Here is a 25,082-nt window from a genome sequence, read left to right as displayed (position 1 = left end):
AGAGGATTCGCATGCATCAGGTGTTGCGGGCTTCTTCTTCGAGCTGATCCGATTCAAACAGTTTGGCCAGTTCCGCCCGGGCTTCCTGGGCGGTCTGCAGGACTTTGGCGGCGTCGTCGTAGACAGCGTGTTGCGCCTCCAGCACCTGTTCGTCGTGATGCTTGAAACGCTTGATCCGCGCATCGGCCTGGGCTTGGGTCAGACCGAGGCCGACCAGCGTGCGCCGGCTCATTTCCAGGCTCGAATAATAGGTCTCACGAATCGCTTCCGCGCCGACATCCACCAGGCGATGCACGTGCTGACGGTTACGCGCGCGGGCGATGATTTTCATGTGCGGATAGTGCTTGTGCACCACTTCGGCAGTCTTGATGTTGGTCTCCGGATCGTCCGTGGCAATGACGAAATATTCCGCCTCGCCGACCTTCGCCGCGTGAAGGATTTCCGGGCGCATCGGGTCGCCATAGAACACTGGCACACCGCCGAAGCTGCGCGACAGTTCGATGGTTTCCACCGAGGTGTCCAGCGCAACGAACTTGATGTTCTGCGCGCGCAGAATCCGCGCCACGATCTGGCCCATCCGGCCCATGCCGGCAATCACCACGCGTGGCGCCTCGGTATCGATTTCGCGGAATTTCTCCGGCACTTCCACTGGCTGTACTTTCGGACTGACCAGACGTGCGCAAATCAACAGCAGCAGCGGCGTCAGCGCCATCGACAGGGTGATGGTCAGCACCAGCAGGTCGTACAGACGCGGCTCGAACAGGCCCTGATCGCGACCGATCTTGAACACCACGAAGGCAAACTCACCGCCGGCAGCGAGGACGATGCCGAGGCGGATTGCGCTGATCTTGTTCAATCCTCCTGCCAGGCGCCCAACCACGAACAGCAGCGGCAATTTCAGACCGATCAGCAGCAGAGTCAGGCCCAACACGGTGATCGGCGCGCTCAACAACAGGCTGAGATTGGCGCCCATGCCGACGCTGATGAAAAACAGCCCGAGCAGCAGGCCCTTGAACGGTTCGATCTGCGCTTCCAGCTCGTGGCGATATTCCGAGTCCGCCAGCAGCAGACCGGCGAGAAACGCGCCCAACGCCATCGACACACCGACCAGATCCATCAGCCATGCCGTGCCGATCACCACCAGCAACGCCGTGGCAGTGGATACCTCGGGCAGACCGGTTTTCGCCACCACGCGGAACACCGGACGCAGCAGATACCGCCCGCCGATCACCACCACGGCAATACCGCCGAGCACCTGCAAGCTGTGACGAATATCGTCGGCGGTGCTGGTGTGGTGATCGACGCCGGCGAGCATCGGCACCAAGGCAATCAGCGGAATCGCGGCGATGTCCTGGAACAGCAGAATCGCAAAGGCCAGCCGCCCGTGGGGACTGGTCAGTTCCTTGCGTTCGGCAAGGCTTTGCAGGCCGAACGCCGTGGAGGAGAGCGCCAGACCGAGGCCCAGCACAATGGCGCTGTTCAGCGGCTGGCCGAACACCGACAGCGCCAGCACGCCGATCACCGATGCGGTCAACAGCACCTGCGCCAGACCGACGCCGAACACGGATTTACGCATCACCCACAAGCGGCGCGGCGACAGCTCCAGGCCGATGATGAACAGCAGCAACACCACGCCCAGCTCGGAGATATGCGCAACGCTTTGCGGGTTGCCGATCAGGCCGAGCACCGACGGGCCGATGATCACCCCGGCAAACAGATAACCGAGCACCGCGCCCAGTTGCAGACGTTTGGCCAAAGGCACGGTGAGCACTGCCGCGAACAGAAACACGACAGCGGCTTGCAACAGATTGCCTTCATGGGGCATTGGAACGACTCCTGACTACGGGTACGGCGGGGGGGACAAGGATAAGGGTTACGCGGTCTCCAGACCATTCGAGATCCAATGTGGGAGCGAGCCTGCTCGCGAATGCGGTGGGTCAGTCACCTATGCATTGACTAATGCTCCGCATTCGCGAGCAGGCTCGCTCCCACAAGGGCAGCTTTCATCAGGTCTGTAATAATTTGCATCAACTGGTTACATTTATAACCCCTGCGCATCAATTTCCGGAAACGCCATGGCCATCAACTTCGACCTCAACGACCTGCAAGCCTTTCGCGCGGTGGTCGAGCAGGGCAGTTTTCGCAAGGCTGCCGACACCGTGCGCCTGTCGCAACCGGCGCTCAGCCGGCGCATCGAAAAGCTCGAAGACGCCCTCGGCGTGAAACTGTTCGAGCGCACCACGCGCAAGGTCAGCCTGACCCAGGCCGGGCGCGGCTTCATGCCCAGCGTCGAGCGCTTGCTGGATGATCTCGACATTGCCTTGCTCGGCATCAGCGAAGTCGCCTCGACGCGTCTGGGCCATGTCACCGTCGCCTGCGTGCCGTCGGCGGCGTACTACTTCATGCCCCGCGTGGTCGCGCGCTATCACCGGCAGTTTCCACGGATCAAGGTCAAAGTCCTCGATTCCAGCGCCCACGATGTGTTGAGTGGGGTGGTCAATGGCGAGGCGGATTTCGGTTTGAGTTTTCTCGGCACGCAGGATGCCAAAGTCGAGTTCGAACCGCTTGTGCAGGAGTGCTACGTTGTCGCCTGTCGTCGCGATCATCCACTGGCCGGGCGCAGCAGCGTCAGTTGGGACGAGTTCTATCAACAGGATTACATTGCGCTGGACAAGACTTCGGGCAATCGCTTTCTGCTCGATCAGGCCTTGGGCGGGGTAGTGCCGCAGCGGCAGAGCATCTGCGAGACGCGGCATGTGACGACGATGATCGGCTTGGTGGAGGCGGGGCTGGGCGTGGCGGCGGTGCCGTTGATGGCGATGCCCGGGCCGGATCATCCGATCCTGACGCGGGTGCCACTGATTGAGCCGCAGGTGATGCGCAGTGTCGGCATCATCAAGCGCCGGGATCGCACGTTGACCCCGGCGGCTTTGGAACTGGAGCGGCTGGTCGTGGAAATGCGCGTCCAGCCGCCAACGATCAACGCTTGACCGAATCCAGCCCGGTGGCCTGCACGTCAGCCTGAGCGGCCGGTGCAGCGAGGTAGGCGAGCAGGGCCTTGGCTTCTTGCGGATGCTCGGCCTTGACCGGAATGCCAGCGGCAAAACGCGTCACCGACTGCACCGATTCCGGAATCTTCGCGACGAAGCTCACGCCCGGCACCGGCAGCAATTCGCTGACCTGCTGGAAGCCCAACTGATAGTCGCCAGTGGCGACCACCGAGCCGACCGGGATCCTGGCGATCATCTTGGCTTTCGGTTTCAACTGATCTTCGATGCCGAGTTTCTTGAACAGCTGCTGCTCGATGTACACGCCGCTGGCGCTGTCGGAGTAGGCCACCGATTGCGCATCAAGCAGGGTTTTCTTCAGGCCATCGACGCTGCTGATGTCCGGTTTCGCCGCGCCTTCACGCACCACCATGCCGATCCGCGAATCCGCCAGTTCGACGCGGGAAGCCGGGTCGACCTTGCCTTGTTTGATCAGCTCATCGAGGGCGTAACCGACCATGATCACCACGTCGGCGTGCTCGCCGCGCGCCAGACGATTGGGAATCGCTTCCGGCGCCTTGCCCATCGACGGGCCGAGGCTGGTGGTCAGCGTGTTGCCCGTTGCGGCGGCGAATTTCGGCCCGAGGATCTTGTAGGCGGCAGTGAAACCACCGGAGGTCATCACGCTGAGTTCTTCGGCCTGGGCCGCGACGTTGAAGGCGAGACCGGCGAGCAGGGCGGTGACAGTAAAAAGTTTTTTCATGGCGAGTTTTCCTCAGGCCGCGACAGGTTGCAGACGACCACCGGCACGGCGGTACAGATAAAGCGTGGCGCACAGCGCGCACAGGGCACCGATGCTCATCCAATAACCTGGCGCGGCTTTGTCGCCGGTGTACTGGATCAGGAAGGTCGACATCGCCGGGGTGAAACCGCCGAAGATCGCCGTGGCCAGGCTGTAGGCCAGCGAGAAACCGGCGACGCGCACTTCAACCGGCATGATTTCGGTCAGCGCCGGAATCATCGCGCCGTTGTACAAGCCGTAAATGAAGGACAACCACAGCAGCGACAGCAGCATGTTGGTGAAGCTCGGCGCCTGCACCAGGAACGACAGCGCCGGATAAGTCGTGGCCAGCGCCAGCAGGGCCATGCCTATCAGCACTGGGCGACGACCGATACGGTCGGACAACGCGCCGCCAATCGGCAGCCAGAAGAAGTTCGACACACCCACCAGCAGCGTCACCAGCAGCGCGTCGGAAGTGCTCAGGTGCAGCACGGTTTTACCGAAGGTCGGCGCGTACACGGTGATCAGGTAGAACGCGGTGGTGGTCAGCGCGACCATCAGCATTCCGCCGAGCACCACGCCCCAGTTCTGGCCGAGGGTGCGGAACACTTCGCGCATGCTTGGACGGTGTTTGCGTGCGGCGAACTCTTCGGTTTCCGCCAGATTACGACGCAGGAAGAAGATGAACGGGACGATCATGCAACCGACGAAAAACGGAATGCGCCAGCCCCAGGCTGCCACGGCTTGCGGCTCCATCCACTGGTTCAGACCGTAGCCCAGCGCGGCCGCGACGATGATCGCCACTTGCTGGCTGGCCGACTGCCAAGCGGTGAAAAACCCTTTGCGGCCCGGCGTAGCGATCTCGGACAGATACACCGAGACACCACCAAGTTCCGCGCCGGCCGAGAAGCCTTGCAGCATCCGCCCGATCAACACCAGCGCCGGTGCGAACAGGCCTATGGTTTCGTATCCGGGCACCAGCACAATCAATATCGTGCCGCTGGCCATGATCGACAGGGTGACGATCAGACCTTTGCGCCGGCCGACATCATCGATGTACGCGCCGAGCACGATGGCGCCGAGCGGACGCATCAGGAAGCCTGCGCCGAACACCGCAAAAGTCATCATCAGGGAGGCGAACTCGCTGCTCGCCGGGAAGAACACCGCCGCGATCTGCGTGGCGTAGAAGCCGAACAGAAAGAAGTCGAACTGTTCGAGAAAGTTGCCCGAGGTCACCCGGAAGATGGCACCGGCCCGCGAGCCGTTGGTTGGGATTGAGGCTGTCATTGAAAAGTACTCCACCGCTTTTATGACGTGCGCTACGGAGAGGCGGCGCACGGTTTTTATTGAGGTGGATGGTGGCGCAGATGTAACAATCTGTTAATTGCATTGTTGGCATGGATTGATGCGTGGGGCGGATCAATGGCTTCAGTGCTCGGCGCATTTGTGGGAGCGGGCCGGCTCGCGAAGGCTTTCCGTCAGTTGGCAACGATGGCGGATGTGCCGGCGTATTCGCGAGCAGGCTCGCTCCCACAGGGGATCGGTGCTGATCAGAGAATCAGCGTCCGCCAAGACTTGTGGGAATGGAGCTCAGGTCAAAAACTGTGGTGTAACACCAACCCTGTGGGAGCTGCGGTGCGACGATTCGAGTTGCCAGCGATGGCGGTCTGATGGACAAGGCCTCTTACGGCCACCTCCGGCAAAAAACAAGGAATGTTTCCCGCGCCGTGCAGTCGGAGTTCAGGTACTACTCATCCGAAAGAGGTTCACCGATGAACAGCAAAACCCTAATCGCCAGCCTGGCCCTTGTTGCGGGCATTGCCGGAATCACACCCATTGTTCAAGCGGCGCAAACCTCCAGCGAACCCGCCGTGCAATCGCCGACCAGCGACCGCCAGTTGAAGGTCAACGACCGCGCGCCGGAAATGTACCAGCGCAAAGACAAGGCTCTGGAGAACTGGAAAGCCAAAGGTCTGAAAGCGCCTATCGACCAGGCGCAGTGGGTGCAGATCAATGACCAGTACGTGATGGTGATGATCACCAACGGCACGATTGTCGAGATGCAGCCGGTCGAGCGATAGGCCCGGTTTTACAATTGGCCACGGATGGCTGATCGCATTCAAACGCCGTTCCGGTAAAAGAACGAACGTCTGGATGAGGAACAAGGGATTGGACAAGAAACCGCTCTACCGCAAAGTGAACACTCGAACGTGGGGTGTTCGTCGCCACGAATCAGTTGCGCATTATCGCGATCAGCGCAACAGCAAAGCTGCAAGCCGTGACGAAGGCATGCGAAGTTCGATGCACGCAGGCAAACAATACGGGCGAGATTACACGCCGTTGTTTCGCTTCCTGCTGTCTCGGGTGGGCGGTTCTTGGGATGCCATTTTCAGCGAAGCTGTGGCGCGACTGGATCAATCAGCGCCGGTGTTCTGGATGGTTGCCATCCATGAGAAGGATCGCGAAGAAGTCGTGCGACTGGGTGAGTCCAGTTATTTCAACGGGCTGTACGTCGACGAGCAAAATCTCCTGCAAATGGTCAATCCGAAACTGAAGGCGCAGGACATGACGCCGAGCTGCGAGTGCTGTACCCACACGTTCAACGGTGTCGTATTCGGCCAGACCGCGGGCTTTGGCCCGCGCACATCGTCAGTTGTCGACGCAGAAGAGCCGCCAGCGTGAATCAGAGCAGCTCCCCCTTGTCCCACAAATGCACCAGCTCCCCCGGCGCCCGATCCTCCGGCACCTTCAACACCATTTCCCCGGACTGATAGCGCACTTCAATCTGGTAGAAGCGCTGATCCCCACGGCCCGATTCGCTGCTATCGAGTGGCAGGCAACCCTCAAGCACCGAGCAGATCCTTGAACGCTGACTGATATCGCACTGGGCAAATTCGATTTCCCGTGGTCGGCTCAGGCTGTGAATCGCTGCAACGCCACCCTGGCGAGATACGCGCAAAACGGAATCTTTATCCAGCTCGGGTAGCGTTTTCATACGGTCTCCTCGGATTATTCGATGCCGACCTGTGCCCAGGCTTGCTGCACCGTGTCGGCTGCTTCGGCGCCGAAGCGCTCGCCGGCGTGGTTGATCGTCAGTTTTGCGAACGCGTCGAACGTTGCGTCCTGTTTCAAACGGTCGTCGCACAGTGTGTCGTACCAGATGCGTCCGGCTTTTTCCCAGGCGAAGCCGCCAAACGCTCGGGCTGCCAGGTAAAACGCGCGGTTGGGAATGCCGGAGTTGATGTGCACGCCGCCATTGTCTTCGCTGGTGATGACGAACTTGCGCATGTGATCCGGTTGCGGATCCTTGCCCAGCATCGGGTCATCGTATGCCGTGCCGGGGTGCGACATCGAGCGCAGGCCCTTGCCTTGGATCTGTGGCATCAGCAGGTCGGCGCCGATCAACCAGTCTGCCTGCTCGGCGGTCTCGCCGAGGGTGTACTGCTTGGTCAACACGCCGAACACGTCTGACAGCGACTCGTTCAACGCGCCGGACTGATTGGCATAAATCAGCCCGGCTTCGCTTTCGGTGACGCCGTGGGCCAGTTCATGGCCGATGACGTCTAGCGAGCGGGTGAAGCGCTGGAAGATTTCGCCATCGCCGTCACCGAAGACCATCTGCGCGCCGTTCCAGAATGCGTTTTCGTAGCCCTGGCCATAATGCACGCTGCCGATCAGCGCGAATCCCTGATTGTCGATCGAGTCGCGACCGAGCACTTTCCAGAAGAAATCATAGCTGGCGCCCAGCGCATCGTACGCCTCATCGACCGCCGGATCCCCGGACGCCGGCTGGCCCTCGAGACGCACCGGCATGCCCGGCAAGAGCATTTTGTTCTGCGCATCATGCACGCTGCGCCGTGCCAGGCCAGGCTTGCTCGCCTCCGGCAGAATCGCCCGCGCCGGCGGCTGCGAAGGACGGCCGGGGTTGGGCAGCAGGCTGCGCACATGATTGAGCGTCTGCATCGCGGCGTTGCGCTGCGGCTCGGAACCGTGGGCAATGATGCGGTTGAGAATGTAGGGTGGGATGAAACTGCGCAGCAATCGAGAGTCGGTCATCTAAGCATCCTTGTCGTCATACGATGTCGATACACATGTGAGCGGCAAGGCGTGTTTTCGGTTCCATGGATTGCCATCGACGCTGGATTCTGCGAAAAACGCCGCCTGCGAACATCTCAAGAGCCAACGACATGACAGACGAACTGCAAATCATCGACCTGCAACCGGGCGACGGCAAAGCCGCGGTGAAAGGCGCGCTGATCACCACCCAATACACCGGCTGGCTGGAAGACGGCACTGAATTCGATTCGTCCTGGAGCCGGGGCAAGCCGTTTCAGTGCGTAATCGGCACTGGGCGCGTGATCAAAGGCTGGGATCAGGGCCTGATGGGCATGCAGGTCGGCGGCAAACGCAAATTGCTGGTACCGGCGCATCTGGGCTACGGCGAGCGGACCATGGGCAAGATCCCGCCGAATTCGAATCTGGTGTTTGAGATTGAGTTGCTGGAGGTTTTGACGCGGGAGGATTGAAGGGGGAGGAATCATCCAGCGGAGTTTCTGTGCAGCTGGATGATGTCGATGGTTAGCTGCGAAGTTGCATGCTATTCAACTCCCTCGATTTCGAAACTCGGAATGCAGGGTGGACATTGCCACGCAGAGCCAGTGTCAGGCCCATTGCAACGGGCCTGACGGAAAGCAAATGTCCACCTCCAGCCTTGCAGCAGCTGACAGGTTGACCAATGCATCGAGCGAGAATTTGTCGATTTTCCCGTTGAGTACATCATTGAGGCGCGGCTGCGAGATTCCCAATCTCTGTGCCGCGTCCTTTTGAGGGAGCTCCCACGCTCGAATGGTCTCGCAAAGCGAACGCATGAGCTTGGCTCGCAAACGCATGTTGGCGGCTTCCTGAGGCGTGTCCTCCAATGCATCCCATACACTGGAAAATCGTTGGGATGAGTCTTGATGTTCCTTCATGGCTTAACCTATTTCCTGATATCTGGCCCGGGCCAGTTCGATGTCTCTAATTTCCGTTTTACGCGTGGTTTTGTGCATGGCGTGAAGCACATAGATTGCTTCAGGTCGATTGACTACATAAAACACGCGAAACGCCCCTGAGTCCTCGGTGATTCTGATTTCGTTGACACCGCGTCCTACGGTTTTCATAGGGCGCCAATCGAGTGGGGCATCACCCTGTTGCAACAGGTCCAGCTGAAACCCCGCCGCTCTTCGGGCATCAACCGGGAACGCTTTGAGATCTTTCAACGCGCTTCCCACGAACACCACATCCTTGTGTTTCGGCATCGGTTAGTCCTGTGTCAAAAGGAAAAGCGTAATAGCTGAACGTAAGCGGCGACGGTGAGTTGTATTGCAAGAAGTGCCAGTGCGCGTTTGATTTTCAGGTTATATCAGAATCAATATAAAGCAAGCCGCATTTGTCCGTTTTATGATTTTCATCGGCTGGCGTTTCTGCAGGTCTCGCCGCCAGCGTCGGCCCTTAAAACGCTGTGGAATGGAGCGAAAGCTTGTTGCTTCGCCCAAACCGCTCCCGATAAACCGACGGCGGTACGCCCACCACGCTGCGAAACGCCACACGAAAACTCTCCACCGAGCGATAGCCGCAACGCTGGGCGATCTGCTCGGTGTGTTGATGGGTGCTCTCGAGCAGCTCTCGTGCTCGCGCCAGGCGTTCATGTTGCAGCCACGCCTTGGGCGTTTGCCCGCTGGCTTCGGTGAAGCGCCGCAAAAACGTGCGCTCGCTCATCGCCGCTTCGCTGGCCAGATCGCGGACTTCCAGTGGTTCGTGCAGGCGTTCGCGGGCCCATTGCATGACGCGCGACAGGTCGCTGCGGGGTGTCGGGCTGACCGGGGTGGGGATGAATTGGGCCTGGCCGCCGGTGCGTTGTGGCGACATGACCAAGCGCCGCGCGACGGCGTTGGCGACCTGCGTGCCGAAGTCGCGGGTTACCAGATGCAGGCAGGCGTCGATGCCGGCGGCGCTGCCGGCGGAGGTGATCAGTTGACCGGCGTCGACGTAGAGCACGTCCGGATCGACCTCGATCGCCGGGAAGCGTTGCGCCAGTTCACCGGTGTAGCGCCAGTGCGTGGTGGCGCGGTGGCCGTCGAGCAGGCCGCTGGCGGCGAGGACGAACACGCCCGAGCAGATCGACAGCAACCGCACGCCTCGGTCATGGGCCTGACGCAACGCGTCGATCACCGCAGGCGGTACCGGGGCGTTGCGGTCGCGCCAGCCCGGAATGACGATGGTGCGCGCTGCGGCGAGCAGTTCCAGGCCACCATCGGCCAGCACCTGAATCCCGCCCATGGCGCGCATCGGGCCTTGATCGACTGCCGCTATCGCGTGTTCGTACCAAGGGAAGTCGAACTCTGGTCGGGCCAGGCCGAAGATCTCCACGGCAATGCCGAACTCGAATGTGCAGAGGCCGTCGTAGGCCAGAATGGCAACCAGATTGGGCTGAGTGGGCATTTGGCGGAAATCTCCCGGTCGGTGTCTTGCGCGCCACTGTAGCGGCAAGCGCCGTCTCGATAAAGTCTGTTCATCCCCCACAGACAAAGGAGCAACACAGCATGACCAGCCTGGTTCGCGAAATTCCCGCCGCCCCTTCGGCGATTGCCCTGATGCATTTCAGCAATCGTCTGACCTTCGAAACCGATTGTTCCGACGTGTTCAGTAGCCACGAGGCCGGGGAGGTCGATTTTGTTCTGGTGGATGTGCGCGGCCCATTGGCGTTCGAGCGCGGCCATGTGCCCGGCGCGATCAATATCCCGACCCGCTTGCTCACGGCGGAGCGCTTGGCCGATTACCCGAAACACACTTTGTTCGTGGTCTATTGCGCCGGGCCGCATTGCAACGGCGCGAACAAGGCTGCGGTGAAGCTGGCGGCATTGGGCTATCCGGTCAAGGAGATGATCGGCGGTGTCACCGGATGGCTCGATGAGGGTTTCGAATTGAACGCGGTTTCAGCAACCAACACTGCGATCAGCTGCGCCTGCTGACGCTTCGATCTCGCCGCCATGGACGCTCCGCATCTCGTGTCAGGACATAGAGAGTCCCGAGCAAAAAAAGCATATTTCTGACCTGAAAAGGGCAGTGTCCTACAGCCTTCGCACCACCACGGCGCACGCGTTGACCCCAGTCAATGCGTGCGCCGATGTTCTGTAAGTAATTGTCGCTTAAAAACAATTGCCTCCGTGCGCGCCGCCATAGACTGCCGGCCACGTCGGTTTTTGCCGTTAGAACGCCATGACCGAACGCTGACTCGAAAGCTGCCAATAAAAGCCTCCGCACGGGAGTAATAAATGAAAAAGCTAGTGATGTTCGGTGCCCTGGCACTGTCGATGTTGTCCCTGACCGCCGTGGCCGAAGACGCCAAGCCGATCCGCATCGGTATCGAAGCCGGGTACCCGCCATTCTCGATGAAAACCCCTGACGGCAAACTCACTGGTTTTGACGTGGACATCGGTGACGCACTGTGCGCGCAGATGAAGGTTAAATGCACTTGGGTCGAGCAAGAGTTCGATGGCCTGATCCCGGCGCTGAAAGTGAAGAAGATCGACGCGATCCTGTCGTCGATGACCATCACTGACGATCGCAAGAAGAACGTCGATTTCACCATCAAGTACTACCACACCCCGGCACGCTTCGTGATGAAGGAAGGCTCGGGCGTGAAAGACCCGCTGACCGAACTCAAGGGCAAGAAAGTCGGCGTGCTGCGCGCCAGTACTCACGACCGTTACGCGACCGAAGTGCTGGTTCCGGCCGGGATCGAACTGGTGCGCTACGGCTCGCAGCAGGAAGCCAACCTCGACATGGTGTCCGGGCGTATCGACGCGATGCTGGCCGACTCGGTCAACCTCAGCGACGGTTTCCTGAAAACCGACGCCGGCAAAGGCTTCGAATTCGTCGGCCCGACCTACGAAGACGCCAAGTACTTCGGCGGCGGCGCTGGCATCGCGGTGCGCAAGGGCGATACCGCACTGGCTGAGCAATTCAACAAAGCCATCACCGAAATCCGCGCCAATGGCGAGTACAAGAAAGTCCAGGACAAGTACTTCGACTTTGACGTATACGGCCATTAATACGCCGTGAAAAAAAAGTGGCCCCGTTTGCGCGGTGGCCACTTTTTTTATGTTCTTTTATTGATGGAAATTCTCTGTGGGAGCGAGCCTGCTCGCGAAAGCGGTCTGACATTCGACATCGTCATCGTCTGACCTGACGCATTCGCGAGCAGGCTCGCTCCCACAGGGATTTGCGTAACCCAGCTATTAAGGAGTTTTCCATGCAACGCATCGACCACGTTCTGCCCTGGAGCCACTTGGGCAGCGAGCGCTCCCTCAGCGTTTTTCGCTACGGCGCCGGCAGCCGCAAGGTGTATATCCAGGCCAGCCTGCACGCCGATGAACTGCCGGGCATGCGCACCGCGTGGGAACTCAAGCTGCGCTTGAACGAACTGGAACGGCAGGGCCGTTTGCAGGGCATTATCGAACTGGTGCCGGTGGCGAATCCGATCGGCCTGGATCAGCATCTGCAAGGCAATCACATGGGCCGCTTCGAATTGGGCAGCGGCAAGAATTTCAACCGCGCATTCGTCGAACTCAGCGCCCCGGTCGCAGCGCTGGTGGGCGAGCGTCTGGGCGCGGATGCCGAGGCCAACGTCGCCCTGATCCGCCAGGCCATGGCTCAGGTCTTCGAGGAGTTGCCAGCGCCGGCCTCGCAACTGGAAGCCTTGCACCGCTTGTTGCTGCGCCACGCCTGCGACGCCGACATCACCCTCGATCTGCATTGCGACTTCGACGCTGCGATTCACCTCTACGCGCTGCCGCAACACTGGCCGCAATGGCAATCGCTGGCGGCGCGGTTGCAGGCCGGCGTCGCGTTGCTCTGCGAGGACTCCGGCGGCAGCTCGTTCGATGAGTCGTGCTCGACGCCGTGGCTGCGTCTGGCCAAAGCGTTCCCGAACGCGGCGATTCCGGCGGCGAATCTGGCGACGACGCTGGAGCTGGGCAGTATGGGCGACACCCGCGTCGATCAGGCTCAGGCCAACTGCGAAGCGATCCTGGGTTTTCTCGCCGAGCAGGGTTTCATCAGCGGCGAATGGCCGGCAGCCCCGAACGAATGTTGTGAAGGTCTGCCGTTCGAAGGCACCGAATACCTGTTCGCCCCGCACCACGGCGTGGTCAGTTTCTTGCGCAATGCCGGCGAGTGGGTAGAGCAGGGCGATGCGCTGTTCGAGGTCGTTGACCCGTTGCAGGATCGCGTGACCACCGTGCGCGCCGGCACCAGCGGGGTGCTGTTCGCGATTGATCGCGGGCGCTATACCGAGCCGGGGATCTGGCAGGCGAAAGTGGCGGGGCGGGTGCCGTTTCGTACGGGCAAGCTGACGAACGACTGACAGGTTGCGGTGAAGGTGCGGGCCTCTTCGCGAGCAGGCTCGCTCCCACAGGGGGAACGCATTTTAACGGTGGGAGCGAGCCTGCTCGCGAAAGGGCCATCAGCCACTCCACAAAATTTGGATCCTCAGCCGAGAATGTTAGGCTCCCCGGCGAACCCGACACTCTGTGAAGGAACGCTGCAATGCTCAAATTGTTCGCCCTGCTGACCCTGCTCGCATCCACCGCCATCCACGCGCAAACCACCCTGCAATCCGACCTGCCGCTCAAATACCTCGAACAGGTCCACGCCGACGCCGAACCACGTCCGCTGGTGATTTTCCTGCACGGTTACGGCAGTAACGAGGCCGATCTGATCGGCATGAAATTTCAGCTGCCGGCGCAGTACAACTACCTTTCCGTGCGCGCACCGATGACGTTGGGTGAAGGACGTTTCCAGTGGTTTCGCAAGAAGGGTGAAGGCGCCTACAACGGCGAGACCGATGATCTGAAGGTCAGCGGCCAGAAGCTGCGCGACTTTATCGCCCAGGCGGCGAAGAAATATCACGCCGCGCCGGACAAGGTGTACCTGATCGGCTTCAGCCAGGGCGCGATGATGAGTTACGAAGTGGGCCTGCGCGCGCCAGCGGTCGTGGGCGGGTTTGCCGCGTTGAGCGGGCGCTTGTTGCCGGTGCTCAAAGCCGAACTCAAGCCCGGGCAAGCGCCACTGCCGCTGAGCATATTTATCGGCCACGGCACCGCTGATGATCCGGTGCCTTACCGTCACGGCACCGAGGCCAACGCGCTATTGCACAAGCTCGATTACCAGCCCGAGTTTCACGCGTATCCGGGCGTCGGCCACAGCATCAGTGCGGCCGAATTGCGCGATTTGAACGGCTGGTTGCAGAGGCTCAATCCTTGACGATGGCTTTGACCAAAGCATCGTGACCCTTCTTGTCGCTGACGCGGGAAATCACCTGCACCAGCGCCATCTTCGTCCCCGAGCCGGCCAGCAATGTGGTGTTCAGGGTTTGGCCACCGCCCTGAGTGGCGGTGCTGTCAACCTGACGCAGCCCCAGGCCGGTGCCTTTTTGGGTCAGGCTTTTTTCGCTGAGCTTGTTGAAGTCCGGCAGGGCCTTGCGCTGATCGTCGATGAAACTCGACACGCTGCCGTCAAGAAACTCACCGTCGTTGTCCTTGACGTTCTGGCCTGCGGGGATCTGGTTTTCGGCGGCGATGACCACGGTCTTGGTGGTCTGGTTGGTGTACATCGTGCCCTTGGCCCCGCTCGGGCTGGTGGGCAGCGGGTCAGCGACAAAGCCTTTGGGCAGGACGAAGGCGAATTTGCCGTCGAGCAGCGTAACCTTCTCGGTTTTGACCTTTTCCTTGGCGGCGTGCGCGTTGATCGCGGCGAAACCGGCGACGGCCGCCAGCATCAGGACGAGGGCTTTTTTGCTCAACAATGACATGTGAATCTCCGGTGAATGGTCGCGCGAGGCGGGCGATCATCCCACGGAGCGTGCCGGGCGTTCCAGCGCGATTCGTCCGGGCGGTTATTGCGCTTGCGCCTTGGCCACTGGCCGCGCCAGCAGACGCCGGGTCACCCCGAGCATGGCCACCGACACTGCCACGCCTACGACAAAACCGCTGAGGCCCATGGTCGGCAGCGTCAAGGCCGACACCAGGCAGAACGCCGAGAACGAATACATGCCGGTCGCCGTTGCGCGCAATAACGCAGCGGTAAACGCCGGGCCGCGAGTTTGTTGCGAGAAAACTGCCATGACGCTGCCGAGCACCGGGAACACCGCGAGCAGGCCGCTCCAGCGTTCGCCGACGGTGCTTGCCAGCATCGTCACCACCAGCGTCAGCGCCGCACCGGCGATCATCCGCCAGATCAGTTTGTCCGACTTCGGTGCTGGCCCGTTCAACACCGGCTGCACCTCAGGGAACAGATAAGGCGAAGCGAGCAGTGCCACCGCTGCCGCAATCACCGAGAACGGCAAGGACGCCGGAATCACCGACAACACCGTCGCCAGCGCGGCCCAAACCGCCAGTGAAATGGTCAACGCCCACGGCCAGTTCGCCCGCTGCGCCACCTGCGCATAGGTAATGCAGAAAGCGATCATCGCGAACATCGCCGACAGCGCCGCCACCGCCGATTGCGCGGCAAACTGCGGCCCTTGTTCAATCGCCAGAAAGAACAGAATCGGCCCGACCACCACCGGCAATCCCGACAACCACCCGGCCACGCTCGGCCCCCAGCGTTTGCCCGCCAGGGAAATCAGCAGGAGAAAACCGGGAATCAGCAGCAGTTTGAGTATCAGCACGCGGGTGTCTCCATCGGGTCAGGATGAGCCACGTTAGCACTGCCGATTAAAGATTGCTGCCTATGTTCTCAATTTTTGTATACAAAAATTCAGGCGCGAATCCGGCTATGCTTTGATCATCAGAATGCAGCGGAGACGATACGGCGATGAACAGAACACCCAAGCTCGTACGTGGCTGTTGTGGCATCGGCTTGTGGGCGCTGTTGCTGACGCCGACGTGGGCCAATTGGCAGGACGCAGTGCCAGGGGCGCAAATCATCGGCAGTGGCGATTTCAGCGTGTTCGGCTTCGATGTTTACAGCGCGCGCTTGTGGAGTGCCGCGCGGCCTCTGGCGGACGGCCAGCCGTTTGCTCTGGAGCTGATCTACCGGCGCAACATCTCGCGAGACGATCTGGTCAGCACCAGCGTCGATGAGATCAAACGCCTTGCCGGTCCTCGGGTCACTTCAGCGCAATTGGCCGGCTGGCAGGCGCAGATGCAGCAATCCTTTGTCGACGTCCAGGCCGGCACGCGCATAACCGGCGTGTATCTGCCGGGGCAGGGCGCGCGGTTTTTTGTCGGGCAGAAGCTCCAGCATGAGATCGAGGATCCGCAGTTTGCCAAGGCGTTCTTCGATATCTGGCTGGATCCGCGAACACGCAGTCCCGAGTTGCGCGAGCAGTTGCTGGGGGTGAACCCATAGGTTCAGTGATCTTTGCGCTTCAAGGCATCAGGCGAAACGACTAAGCTGCCGGGCTCCCGTTTTTGTTTCTGGATGTGTGCGTGAAATTCAGTTTGCCCAAAATCGCCACCGCGCCGTTTTGCCCGCCGGAAGTGGCTGGCAGTGTTGCGGTTGATCCGACTGCCTCGTTCTTCAAACGTGTGCTGCGTTTCGCCGGTCCCGGTTTGCTGGTGTCGATCGGCTACATGGATCCGGGCAACTGGGCGACCGCGATCGAGGCCGGTTCGCGTTTTGGCTACAGCCTGTTGTTCGTCGTGTTGCTGGCGAGTCTGGCCGGCATGGTGGTGCAGTGCCTGTGCTCGCGGTTGGGCATCGCCACCGGGCGCGATCTGGCGCAGTTGTCCCGCGAGCGCTACAGCACGCCGACCGCGCGCCTGCAATGGCTGCTGGCGGAAATCTCGATCATCGCCACCGACCTCGCCGAAGTGCTCGGCTGCGCCCTGGCGTTTCACTTGCTGCTCGGCTGTTCGCTGACCTTCGGCATTGCCCTCACGGCGTTCGACACGCTGCTGGTGCTGGCCTTGCAGAACCGGGGCTTCCGCCGTCTCGAAGCGATCATGCTGGTTCTGGTCGCGACCATCGGTGTGTGTTTCTTCGTCGAATTGTTGTTGATCAAACCGTACTGGCCAGACGTGGCGATGGGCTTCAAACCCTCGCTGTCCGCGATCAGCGATGCGGCGCCGCTGTATCTGGCCATCGGCATCCTCGGCGCCACCGTTATGCCGCACAACCTTTATCTACACACCTCGATCGTGCAAACGCGGATGATCGGCAAGGACCTGGCGAGCAAACAGGACGCGGTGAAACTGGCACGCATCGACACCATCGGTTCGCTGGCCCTGGCGTTGCTGGTCAACGCGGCGATCCTGATTCTCGCCGCGGCGGCCTTTCACCAGTCCGGGCACACCGATGTGGTCGACATTCAGGACGCTTATCATCTGCTCGATCCGCTGGTGGGCGGTGCGCTGGCCAGTGTGTTGTTCGGCGTGGCGCTGCTCGCGTCGGGGCAGAGTTCGACCTTCACCGGGACCATCGCCGGGCAGGTCATCATGGAAGGCTATCTGAACCTGCGCATCCCGTGCTGGCAGCGGCGTTTGATCACCCGCGGGCTGGCGCTGATTCCGGCGTTCATCGGCGTATGGCTGCTCGGTGACGGCGCAATCGGCAAGCTGCTGGTGTTGAGCCAGGTGGTGCTCAGCCTGCAACTGCCGTTCGCCTTGTACCCGCTGATCCGCATGACCAACGATCGGCAATTGATGGGGCCGTTCGTCAATCGCTGGCCCACGCGGGTGCTGGCCTGGGGGCTGTTTGTGTTGATCAGCGGGGCGAACAGTTGGTTGATATTGCAGTGGGCGGTTTGATCACTGAGTTGTGGTGACTGGCAGGGCCTATTCGCGAGCAGGCTCGCTCCCACTGGTTGCGCGGGTGATGGCAATTCAGGTGATCAGCCGACGAGGGGTCATCCATCAACTTGTTTCGCGGCGGGCGAGCCTATACTGTATATGCACACAGTATAGAGCCCGCGCCATGCAAATCATCGACAAGCTCAGCATCCTCGCCGACGCCGCCAAGTACGACGCCTCCTGCGCCAGCAGTGGTGCGCCCAAGCGCAGCTCCGAGGGCAAGAGCGGGCTCGGTTCGACGGACGGCATGGGCATTTGCCACAGCTACACGCCGGACGGGCGCTGTGTGTCGTTGCTGAAAATCCTGCTGACCAACTTCTGTCTTTACGATTGCCAGTACTGCGTCAACCGCCGTTCCAGCGATGTACCGCGTGCGCGCTTCACCCCGGAAGAAGTCGTGACGCTGACCATGGATTTCTACCGCCGCAACTGCGTCAGCGGGCTGTTTCTCAGCTCCGGGATCATCCGCTCGGCGGACTACACCATGGAGCAACTGGTGCGCGTGGCGAAGCTGCTGCGTGAAGAGCACGAATTTCGCGGCTACATCCATTTGAAGACCATTCCGGAAGCCGATCCGGCCTTGATCGAGGAGGCTGGGCGTTACGCCGACCGCCTCAGCGTCAACATCGAACTGCCCACCGACGCCAGCCTGCAGACACTGGCGCCGGAGAAGGACATCACCTCGATAAAGCAAGCGATGAACACCATCTACACCGGCGTGCAAACAGTGTTGAACGAACCGCGCTCGGCAAAATTCGCCCCGGCGGGGCAGAGCACGCAACTGATCGTCGGTGCCGATGACACCGACGACAGCACCATCCTCCACAGCGCTCAGTCCCTTTATGGCAACTTCCGTTTGCGCCGGGTCTATTACTCGGCATTCAGTCCGATCCCCGACAGCCCGAAAAGCGTACCGCTCGCCGCGCCACCGCTGATGCGTGAGCACCGTTTGTATCAGGCTGATTTTCTCCTGCGCAGCTACGGCTACAGCGCTGACGAATTGCTCAAAGGCCCGGGCAATCTGGCGCTCGATATCGACCCGAAGCTGGCTTGGGCGCTGGAAAATCGCGAAGTGTTCCCGCTCGACCTCAATCGTGCCGACGCGACGTTGATCGCACGCATCCCGGGCATCGGCTTGCGCACCACCGAGCGCCTGGTCGAGTTGCGCCGTCAGCGCCGCATCCGTTACGAAGACGTGGCACGGATGCGCTGTGTGCTGGCCAAGGCCAAGCCGTTCATCATCACCAGCGATTACCACCCGCAACAGGCGGAAGTCACCAGTCACATGCTCTACCAGCAATTGCGCGACCGGCCGATGCCGCAGCAGATGGGGTTGTGGGGATGATCAGTCTCGATTGTGACGATCTGTTCGACACCTGGCGCCAGCAGGCGCGCTGGTTGCTCAGCCATGAGATCGATCCAAGTCTGGTGAGCTGGGCGGCGGAAGGGGTGGGCGATCTGTTTGCCAGCGATGATCACGTGCCCGAAGGGCAGGGGCCGTTTCAGGCGCGTATTCCCCGTGCGCTGCTCGCCACCCTCGAACAAGCGGCGCGCTATCGCGGCGAGCAACGCTGGAGCCTGTTGTATGAAGTGCTCTGGCGCGTCAGTCACGGCGACCGCACGGCGATGATGGCGGGCGACAAGCTCGGCAGCGAATTGCAGCGCCGCATCAAGCAGGTCAGCCGCGAGGCCCATCATCTGCATGCGTTTGTGCGTTTCATCGAGCGGCCCAAGGATCTGCCTGGTCCACAATACGTGGCGTGGCACGAACCGGCGCATGACATTCTGCACAGCGCCAGCGAGCACTTTATCGGGCGCATGGGCCAGCATCGCTGGTTGATCGCCACACCGCGTGACGGCGTTTATTACGACGGCGAGCAATTGATTCACGAGCGGCAATGCCCGATTGAATGGCAGCAACTGGCACAGAACGTCGATGACCCCCACGGCGATTTATGGCTGACCTACTACAGCCACATCTTCAACCCGGCGCGGTTGAACCCGAAGGTCATGCAAGGGCATCTGCCGGTGCGGTTCTGGAAGAATCTGCCGGAGGGCGAGTTGATACCGGGATTGATCACCCAGGCGCGGATGGGCAAGCAGCAGAATGGGCAGGCGAGTGGGATTGCTGATCGACTTGGTAAACGGATTGCCTTGAAGAGCGAAAAGCCTACCCTCACCCCAGCCCTCTCCCGGAGGGAGAGGGAGCCGACCGAGGTGTTCTTGCGAACTCCATCGACCTGAATGGCCGAGGCGAACGCGATTTTTGAAAAGCGCACAAGTCGGCTCCCTTTCCCCCTCGCCCCCTTGGGGGCGGTCCGACGTTTCGGGAGGGCTGGGGTGAGGGGGTGACGTTCTTCAATACGACACCAGAGCCCAGCCCTACAAAAAAGCCCCCCACCAATCACTCGGTGGAGGGCTTTTGAGCATCAGCAGTCGTCAGATCAAACCTTGACGATCCAGCCCGCTGGCGCTTCGATGTCGCCGGTCTGCACGCCAGTCAGCTCTTTGTAGAGCTGCTGGGTTACCGGGCCTACCTCGGTTTCGCTGTGGAACACATGCAGGTGATCGTTGTAGCTGATGCCACCAATCGGCGTGATCACCGCAGCGGTACCGCAGGCACCGGCTTCCTTGAAGTCCGACAGCTTGTCGATCAGCACGTCGCCTTCAACCACTTCCAGGCCCAGACGCGATTTCGCCAGTTCGATCAGCGACAGGCGGGTGATGCCTGGCAGGACCGATGGCGAGTTCGGGGTGACGAACTTGTTGTCGTGGGTGATCCCGAAGAAGTTGGCCGAACCGACTTCCTCGATCTTGGTGTGCGTCATCGGATCGAGGTAGATCGCGTCGGCGAAGTTGGCTTTCTTGGCTTTCGAGCCCGGCATCAGGCTGGCGGCGTAGTTGCCACCGACCTTGGCCGCACCGGTGCCTTGCGGGGCCGCGCGGTCGTAGCTGGAGATCTGGAAATTGTGCGGGGTCAGGCCGCCCTTGAAGTAGGCGCCGACCGGGATGCAGAAGATCGAGAAGATGAACTCGGGCGCAGTGCGTACGCCGATGTTGTCACCGACGCCGATCACGAACGGGCGCAGGTACAGCGCGCCGCCGGTGCCGTACGGCGGGATGAAACGCTCGTTGGCGCGAACCACGGCTTTGCAGGCTTCGATGAACTGCTCGGTGTCGACCGTCGGCATCAGCAGACGCGCGCAGCTGCGCTGCATGCGCAGGGCGTTCTGGTCCGGGCGGAACAGGTTGATCGAGCCGTCCTTGCAGCGATAGGCCTTCATGCCTTCGAAGCACTGCTGACCATAGTGAAGGGCAGTGGAGCCTTCGCTGATGTGCAGGACGTTATCTTCGGTCAGGGTGCCTTTGTCCCACTCGCCATCGCGAAAGTACGACAGATAGCGCTTGTCGGTCTTGATGTAGTCAAAACCCAGCTTGTCCCAATTGATGCTTTCGTTACCCATGACACCCTCTATCACTGAACAACCGCCGAAACGGTTCAAGGCTTCTGACGTTTTTTTGGATGGGCACAACAATACTTCATTCTTGAGCGGTTTCGCAGCTTGTGGCGAGGGGATTTATCCCCGCTGGGCTGCGAAGCGGCCCCTTTGGCTCAGATATCTGACGCTCGGCGGTTGCAGATTGATCGTTCCCACGCTCTGCGTGGGAATGCCTCATCGGACGCTCCGCGTTCGGCTGTTGGGACGCAGAGCGTCCCGGGCTGCATTCCCACGCGGAGCGTGGGAACGATCAATTTGACGGATTTACAGGTGCAGCGCATGCCCCAGCGCCCGCAACGCCGCTTCCTGCACCGCTTCGCCCAAGGTGGGGTGGGCATGAATGGTGCCGCCGATGTCTTCCAGTCTCGCGCCCATTTCCAGGCTCTGCGCAAAAGCCGTCGACAATTCGGAGACACCGACCCCCACCGCTTGCCAGCCAACAATCAAATGATTGTCGCGACGTGCGACCACGCGGACGAAGCCGCTTTTCGATTCCAGGGTCATTGCGCGGCCGTTGGCGGCGAACGGGAAGCTTGCAACGATGCAGTCCAGTCCGGCAGCCTTGGCCTCGTCCGGAGTTTTGCCGACCACCACCAGTTCCGGGTCGGTAAAGCACACGGCGGCGATGGCGGTCGGGTTGAATTCGCGGCGCTTGCCACTGATCAGCTCGGCAACCATTTCGCCCTGAGCCATGGCGCGGTGGGCCAGCATCGGTTCGCCGCTCACGTCGCCAATGGCGTAGACGTTGCGCATGCTGGTCTGGCAACCGCTGTCGATCCTGATAGCCGAACCGTTCATGTCCAGATTCAACGCTTCGAGATTGAAGCCCTGCGTATTGGGTTTGCGTCCGACCGCGACCAGTACCTGATCGGTTTCCAGATTGAGGGTTTCGCCTTCGGGATCGCGCACCTGCAACGTGCCGTCGAAACCCAGCACGCTGTGCTTGAGGTACAGCTTTACCCCCAGCGGCTTCAGCGCGTCGTGTACCGGTTGTGTCAGCTCCGCGTCGTAAGCCGGAAGAATTCGATCCTGCGCCTCGACCACACTGACCTCTGCGCCGAGCTTGCGATAGGCGATGCCCAGCTCCAGGCCGATGTAACCACCGCCAACCACCACCAGGCGTTTCGGCACAGCCATCGGCGCCAGCGCTTCGGTGGAGGAGATGATTGGCCCGCCAATCGGCAGGATCGGCAGGTTGACGCTGGTCGAGCCGGTGGCCAGCACCAGATGCTCGCACTGGATTCGGGTATCGCCGACTTCCACGGTTTTGCCGTCGATGATTTTCGCCCAGCCGTTGATGACCTGAACCTTGTTTTTCTTCAGCAGCGCGGCGACGCCAGTGGTCAGGCGATCAACGATGCCATCCTTCCACTCGACGCTTTTGCTGATATCCAGGGTCGGCGCGGCAACGCTGATGCCCAACGCCGAATGCTGGCTGTGATGCTGCGTCTGATGAAACTGCTCAGCCACATGAATCAGCGCTTTCGACGGAATGCAGCCGATATTCAGGCAGGTGCCGCCCAACGATTGGCCTTCGACCAGGATGGTCGGGATGCCCAGTTGCCCAGCGCGGATCGCGGTGACGTAACCGCCGGGGCCGCCGCCGATGATCAGCAGCGTAGTGTTCAGAGATTGCATTCGGGCTTACTCCACAAACAAGGTGGCGGGTTGTTCGAGCAAGCCACGGATGGCCTGGATGAAAAGCGCCGCGTCCATGCCGTCGACCACGCGGTGATCGAAGGAGCTGGAGAGGTTCATCATCTTGCGGATCACTACTTGGCCCTTGACCACCATTGGCCGTTCGACGATTTTGTTCACGCCGATGATGGCCACTTCCGGCAGGTTCAGCACCGGCGTGCTGACAATGCCGCCCAGCGCACCGAGGCTGGTCAGAGTAATGGTCGAACCGGACAGCTCATCGCGGCTGGCCTTGCCATTGCGCGCGGCGTTGGCCAAACGCGAAATTTCCGCGGCGCTGTCCCACAGGCTGCGCGCTTCGGCGTGACGCACCACGGGCACCATCAGGCCGACATCGCTTTGCGTGGCGACGCCGACATGCACCGCACCGAGGCGGGTGATGACTTGCGCTTCGTCGTCGTAACGGGCGTTCATCTGCGGGAAGTCGCGCAGGGCCACCACCAGCGCGCGAACGAGGAACGGCAACAAGGTCAACTTGCCTCGGCTGGCACCGTGCTTTTCATTCAGATGCGCGCGCAGTTCTTCGATTGCGGTGACGTCGATTTCTTCCACATAACTGAAGTGCGCGGCACGCTGAGTAGCATCCTGCATGCGTTGAGCGATCTTGCGACGCATGCCGATCACTTGAATCTGTTCTTCGTCGTTGCGTTGAGCGTAAGCGGCAGCGGCCGGCGCCGAAGCGTTCGACCGACCTCGCGCCAGATAGGCCTCAAGATCCTCATGCAACACGCGACCCGCCGGGCCGCTGCCGCGCACCAGACGCAATTGAATACCCAGGTCCAGCGCATGTTTGCGCACGGCCGGCGATGCGAGCGGGCGTTCATCCGCTTCGCGAGCAACCATCGGGCCTTGGCAAACGGCAGCCGGACGTGGTGCGGCGGCTGCGGCGGGCTTGCTTTCGACAGCGGCTTCAACTTTCGGCGCAACCGGTGCTTCTTTGACAGCCGCGGGTGCGGCGCACTCTTTAAGGTTACCGGCTCCTTCGACTTCGATGCTGATCAGCACACTGCCGACCGCCATCACTTCACCCGGCTGACCACCAAGGGCAATCACCTTGCCATGCACCGGCGACGGAATATCGACCATCGCCTTGTCGGTCATCACATCCGCCAGCACCTGGTCTTCAACCACCAGATCGCCAACCTTGACGTGCCACTGCGACAGTTCTACTTCTGCGATGCCTTCGCCGATGTCCGGCATCTTGATAACGTGCGTGCCCATTCAGACCTCCATGACCCGTTTCAACGCCGCGCCCACGCGGGACGGCCCTGGGAAATACGCCCACTCCTGCGCGTGCGGGTAGGGGGTGTCCCAACCGGTGACGCGCTCGATCGGCGCTTCCAGGTGATGGAAGCAATGCTCTTGCACCAGCGACACCAGCTCGGCGCCGAAACCGCAGGTGCGGGTAGCTTCGTGAACCACCACGCAGCGGCCGGTTTTCTTCACCGACTTGACGATGGTGTCCAGGTCCAGCGGCCACAGGCTGCGCAGGTCGATGACTTCGGCATCGACGCCGGATTCTTCGGCAGCGACTTGCGAGACGTATACGGTGGTGCCGTAAGTCAACACCGTCACATCTTTGCCCGGACGAGTGATCGCAGCGACGTCCAGCGGCACGGTGTAGTAACCGTCCGGCACCTGGGCTTGCGGGTGTTTCGACCACGGGGTTACCGGGCGGTCGTGATGACCATCGAACGGGCCGTTGTACAGGCGTTTCGGCTCAAGGAAGATCACCGGGTCATCGTTTTCGATGGAGGCGATCAGCAGGCCTTTGGCGTCGTACGGGTTGGACGGCATCACCGTGCGCAGACCGCAGACCTGAGTGAACATCGCCTCGATGCTCTGGCTGTGGGTCTGGCCGCCGTAGATGCCACCGCCGCAAGGCATGCGCAGGGTCATCGGTGCGGTGAACTCGCCGGCCGAGCGATAACGCAGGCGCGCCGCTTCGGAAATGATCTGGTCGGAGGCGGGGTAGACGTAGTCGGCGAACTGGATTTCGGCGACCGGACGCAAACCGTAGGCGCCCATGCCGACGGCGACGCCGACGATGCCACTTTCCGAGATCGGCGCGTCGAACACCCGCGAGGTGCCGTACTTGGTCTGCAGGCCTTCGGTGCAGCGGAACACGCCGCCGAAGTAGCCGACGTCCTGACCGAAGACGACGACGTTGTCATCGCGCTCAAGCATCACATCCATGGCCGAGCGCAGGGCCTGGATCATGGTCATGGTGGTCGTGCTCATGGCGGTTTCCAACTGAATATTGTTGTTGTGATCGTTCATG

25 protein-coding genes and 1 pseudogene are annotated in these 25,082 nt (G+C 61.0%); 12 read left to right on the top strand and 14 right to left on the bottom strand.

What is annotated here, in order from left to right; genetic code table 11:
* Positions 1-16: 16 nt before the first annotated feature.
* Positions 17-1,825, bottom strand: a complete 1,809-nt coding sequence (locus J5M66_RS14455; RefSeq protein ID WP_122703825.1) for a monovalent cation:proton antiporter-2 (CPA2) family protein — start codon at positions 1,823-1,825, stop codon at positions 17-19.
* Between the two features lie 250 nt (positions 1,826-2,075).
* Between J5M66_RS14455 and J5M66_RS14450 the strand changes: the two genes are divergently transcribed.
* Entirely contained in the window at positions 2,076-2,990 is a 915-nt protein-coding gene (locus J5M66_RS14450) for a LysR family transcriptional regulator (RefSeq protein WP_207808148.1), read from the top strand.
* Here the strand turns inward: J5M66_RS14450 and J5M66_RS14445 are convergent.
* The gene (locus tag J5M66_RS14445; RefSeq protein WP_024013368.1) at positions 2,980-3,750 is read right to left on the bottom strand and encodes a substrate-binding domain-containing protein; all 771 of its coding nucleotides are present in this window, start codon (positions 3,748-3,750) and stop codon (positions 2,980-2,982) included. The two genes, J5M66_RS14450 and J5M66_RS14445, sit on opposite strands and share 11 nt — an antisense overlap.
* Before the next feature lie 12 nt (positions 3,751-3,762).
* Positions 3,763-5,055 (bottom strand): MFS transporter, encoded by a 1,293-nt coding sequence (locus J5M66_RS14440; RefSeq protein ID WP_207808149.1) that lies wholly within the window; start codon positions 5,053-5,055, stop codon positions 3,763-3,765.
* Positions 5,056-5,540: 485 nt separating this feature from the next.
* Between J5M66_RS14440 and J5M66_RS14435 the strand changes: the two genes are divergently transcribed.
* Both J5M66_RS14435 and J5M66_RS14430 read left to right on the top strand, forming a co-directional pair.
* Positions 5,541-5,849 (top strand): RcnB family protein, encoded by a 309-nt coding sequence (locus J5M66_RS14435; RefSeq protein ID WP_186566484.1) that lies wholly within the window; start codon positions 5,541-5,543, stop codon positions 5,847-5,849.
* A gap of 88 nt (positions 5,850-5,937) precedes the next feature.
* Positions 5,938-6,450: a hypothetical protein gene (locus tag J5M66_RS14430; RefSeq protein ID WP_168772700.1), complete on the top strand. Its 513-nt coding sequence runs from the start codon at positions 5,938-5,940 to the stop codon at positions 6,448-6,450.
* A gap of 1 nt (position 6,451) precedes the next feature.
* Here J5M66_RS14430 and J5M66_RS14425 read toward each other — a convergent pair whose 3' ends face one another.
* Together J5M66_RS14425 and J5M66_RS14420 are read right to left on the bottom strand one after the other, a co-directional pair.
* Complete coding sequence (locus tag J5M66_RS14425) at positions 6,452-6,763, bottom strand: protealysin inhibitor emfourin (RefSeq protein WP_122508038.1); 312 nt, start codon at positions 6,761-6,763, stop codon at positions 6,452-6,454.
* A 14-nt stretch (positions 6,764-6,777) separates the two neighbouring features.
* A complete protein-coding gene (locus J5M66_RS14420; RefSeq protein ID WP_207808150.1) occupies positions 6,778-7,824 on the bottom strand; it encodes a M4 family metallopeptidase in 1,047 nt (348 codons plus the stop codon).
* A gap of 131 nt (positions 7,825-7,955) precedes the next feature.
* Between J5M66_RS14420 and J5M66_RS14415 the strand changes: the two genes are divergently transcribed.
* The gene (locus tag J5M66_RS14415; RefSeq protein WP_041477007.1) at positions 7,956-8,294 is read left to right on the top strand and encodes an FKBP-type peptidyl-prolyl cis-trans isomerase; all 339 of its coding nucleotides are present in this window, start codon (positions 7,956-7,958) and stop codon (positions 8,292-8,294) included.
* 135 nt (positions 8,295-8,429) lie between these two features.
* On the opposite strand, the gene J5M66_RS14410 is transcribed toward J5M66_RS14415, so the two are convergent.
* The 3 genes from J5M66_RS14410 to ftrA all read right to left on the bottom strand — a co-directional run bounded on the left by J5M66_RS14410 (position 8,430) and on the right by ftrA (position 10,248).
* Entirely contained in the window at positions 8,430-8,738 is a 309-nt protein-coding gene (locus J5M66_RS14410) for an XRE family transcriptional regulator (RefSeq protein ID WP_016775213.1), read from the bottom strand.
* A 3-nt stretch (positions 8,739-8,741) separates the two neighbouring features.
* Positions 8,742-9,065 (bottom strand): type II toxin-antitoxin system RelE/ParE family toxin, encoded by a 324-nt coding sequence (locus J5M66_RS14405; RefSeq protein ID WP_024013362.1) that lies wholly within the window; start codon positions 9,063-9,065, stop codon positions 8,742-8,744.
* 193 nt (positions 9,066-9,258) lie between these two features.
* The gene (gene ftrA, locus J5M66_RS14400) at positions 9,259-10,248 is read right to left on the bottom strand and encodes a transcriptional regulator FtrA (RefSeq protein ID WP_207808151.1); all 990 of its coding nucleotides are present in this window, start codon (positions 10,246-10,248) and stop codon (positions 9,259-9,261) included.
* Positions 10,249-10,349: 101 nt separating this feature from the next.
* On the opposite strand from ftrA, the gene J5M66_RS14395 reads away from it, so the two are divergent.
* The 4 genes from J5M66_RS14395 to J5M66_RS14380 all read left to right on the top strand — a co-directional run bounded on the left by J5M66_RS14395 (position 10,350) and on the right by J5M66_RS14380 (position 14,073).
* Positions 10,350-10,778 (top strand): rhodanese-like domain-containing protein, encoded by a 429-nt coding sequence (locus tag J5M66_RS14395; RefSeq protein WP_122747264.1) that lies wholly within the window; start codon positions 10,350-10,352, stop codon positions 10,776-10,778.
* Between the two features lie 303 nt (positions 10,779-11,081).
* Positions 11,082-11,861 (top strand): ABC transporter substrate-binding protein, encoded by a 780-nt coding sequence (locus J5M66_RS14390; protein WP_024013359.1) that lies wholly within the window; start codon positions 11,082-11,084, stop codon positions 11,859-11,861.
* A 200-nt stretch (positions 11,862-12,061) separates the two neighbouring features.
* A complete protein-coding gene (locus J5M66_RS14385) occupies positions 12,062-13,174 on the top strand; it encodes a succinylglutamate desuccinylase/aspartoacylase family protein (RefSeq protein WP_024013358.1) in 1,113 nt (370 codons plus the stop codon).
* 182 nt (positions 13,175-13,356) lie between these two features.
* On the top strand, positions 13,357-14,073 hold the full coding sequence (locus J5M66_RS14380; RefSeq protein WP_123442170.1) for a dienelactone hydrolase family protein: 717 nt from the start codon (positions 13,357-13,359) through the stop codon (positions 14,071-14,073).
* On the opposite strand, the gene J5M66_RS14375 is transcribed toward J5M66_RS14380, so the two are convergent.
* Complete coding sequence (locus tag J5M66_RS14375) at positions 14,063-14,620, bottom strand: hypothetical protein (protein WP_123442171.1); 558 nt, start codon at positions 14,618-14,620, stop codon at positions 14,063-14,065. The genes J5M66_RS14380 and J5M66_RS14375 overlap by 11 nt on opposite strands.
* Positions 14,621-14,704: 84 nt before the next feature.
* Positions 14,705-15,478, bottom strand: a complete 774-nt coding sequence (locus tag J5M66_RS14370; RefSeq protein ID WP_016775206.1) for a hypothetical protein — start codon at positions 15,476-15,478, stop codon at positions 14,705-14,707.
* A gap of 146 nt (positions 15,479-15,624) precedes the next feature.
* On the opposite strand from J5M66_RS14370, the gene J5M66_RS14365 reads away from it, so the two are divergent.
* The 4 genes and pseudogenes from J5M66_RS14365 to J5M66_RS14350 all read left to right on the top strand — a co-directional run.
* Positions 15,625-16,161: a chalcone isomerase family protein gene (locus J5M66_RS14365; protein ID WP_024013354.1), complete on the top strand. Its 537-nt coding sequence runs from the start codon at positions 15,625-15,627 to the stop codon at positions 16,159-16,161.
* 131 nt (positions 16,162-16,292) lie between these two features.
* A complete protein-coding gene (locus J5M66_RS14360; RefSeq protein ID WP_280074297.1) occupies positions 16,293-17,561 on the top strand; it encodes an Nramp family divalent metal transporter in 1,269 nt (422 codons plus the stop codon).
* 166 nt (positions 17,562-17,727) lie between these two features.
* Positions 17,728-18,948 carry a putative DNA modification/repair radical SAM protein gene (locus tag J5M66_RS14355; RefSeq protein WP_024013352.1) on the top strand — a complete coding sequence of 407 codons (1,221 nt, stop codon included), beginning with the start codon at positions 17,728-17,730 and terminating at the stop codon, positions 18,946-18,948.
* Positions 18,945-19,763, top strand: a pseudogene (locus J5M66_RS14350) (TIGR03915 family putative DNA repair protein); the annotation flags it as partial. The gene J5M66_RS14355 and the pseudogene J5M66_RS14350, both read left to right, overlap by 4 nt.
* Before the next feature lie 284 nt (positions 19,764-20,047).
* Here J5M66_RS14350 and J5M66_RS14345 read toward each other — a convergent pair.
* The 4 genes from J5M66_RS14345 to J5M66_RS14330 form a co-directional block, all read right to left on the bottom strand.
* Positions 20,048-21,067 carry a branched-chain amino acid aminotransferase gene (locus J5M66_RS14345; protein WP_016775201.1) on the bottom strand — a complete coding sequence of 340 codons (1,020 nt, stop codon included), beginning with the start codon at positions 21,065-21,067 and terminating at the stop codon, positions 20,048-20,050.
* Between the two features lie 300 nt (positions 21,068-21,367).
* Positions 21,368-22,741 (bottom strand): dihydrolipoyl dehydrogenase, encoded by a 1,374-nt coding sequence (gene lpdA / locus J5M66_RS14340; RefSeq protein ID WP_207808152.1) that lies wholly within the window; start codon positions 22,739-22,741, stop codon positions 21,368-21,370.
* Positions 22,742-22,747: 6 nt separating this feature from the next.
* Positions 22,748-24,022: a dihydrolipoamide acetyltransferase family protein gene (locus J5M66_RS14335; protein ID WP_207808153.1), complete on the bottom strand. Its 1,275-nt coding sequence runs from the start codon at positions 24,020-24,022 to the stop codon at positions 22,748-22,750.
* Positions 24,023-25,081 carry an alpha-ketoacid dehydrogenase subunit beta gene (locus J5M66_RS14330; protein WP_207808154.1) on the bottom strand — a complete coding sequence of 353 codons (1,059 nt, stop codon included), beginning with the start codon at positions 25,079-25,081 and terminating at the stop codon, positions 24,023-24,025.
* Position 25,082: the final 1 nt, after the last annotated feature.

The organism is Pseudomonas sp. 67(2021), from assembly GCF_017491835.1.
GTDB lineage: Bacteria > Pseudomonadota > Gammaproteobacteria > Pseudomonadales > Pseudomonadaceae > Aquipseudomonas > Aquipseudomonas atacamensis.
Note: the sequence above shows the minus strand (reverse complement) of the source record. Positions and strands in the feature narration are given on the sequence as shown.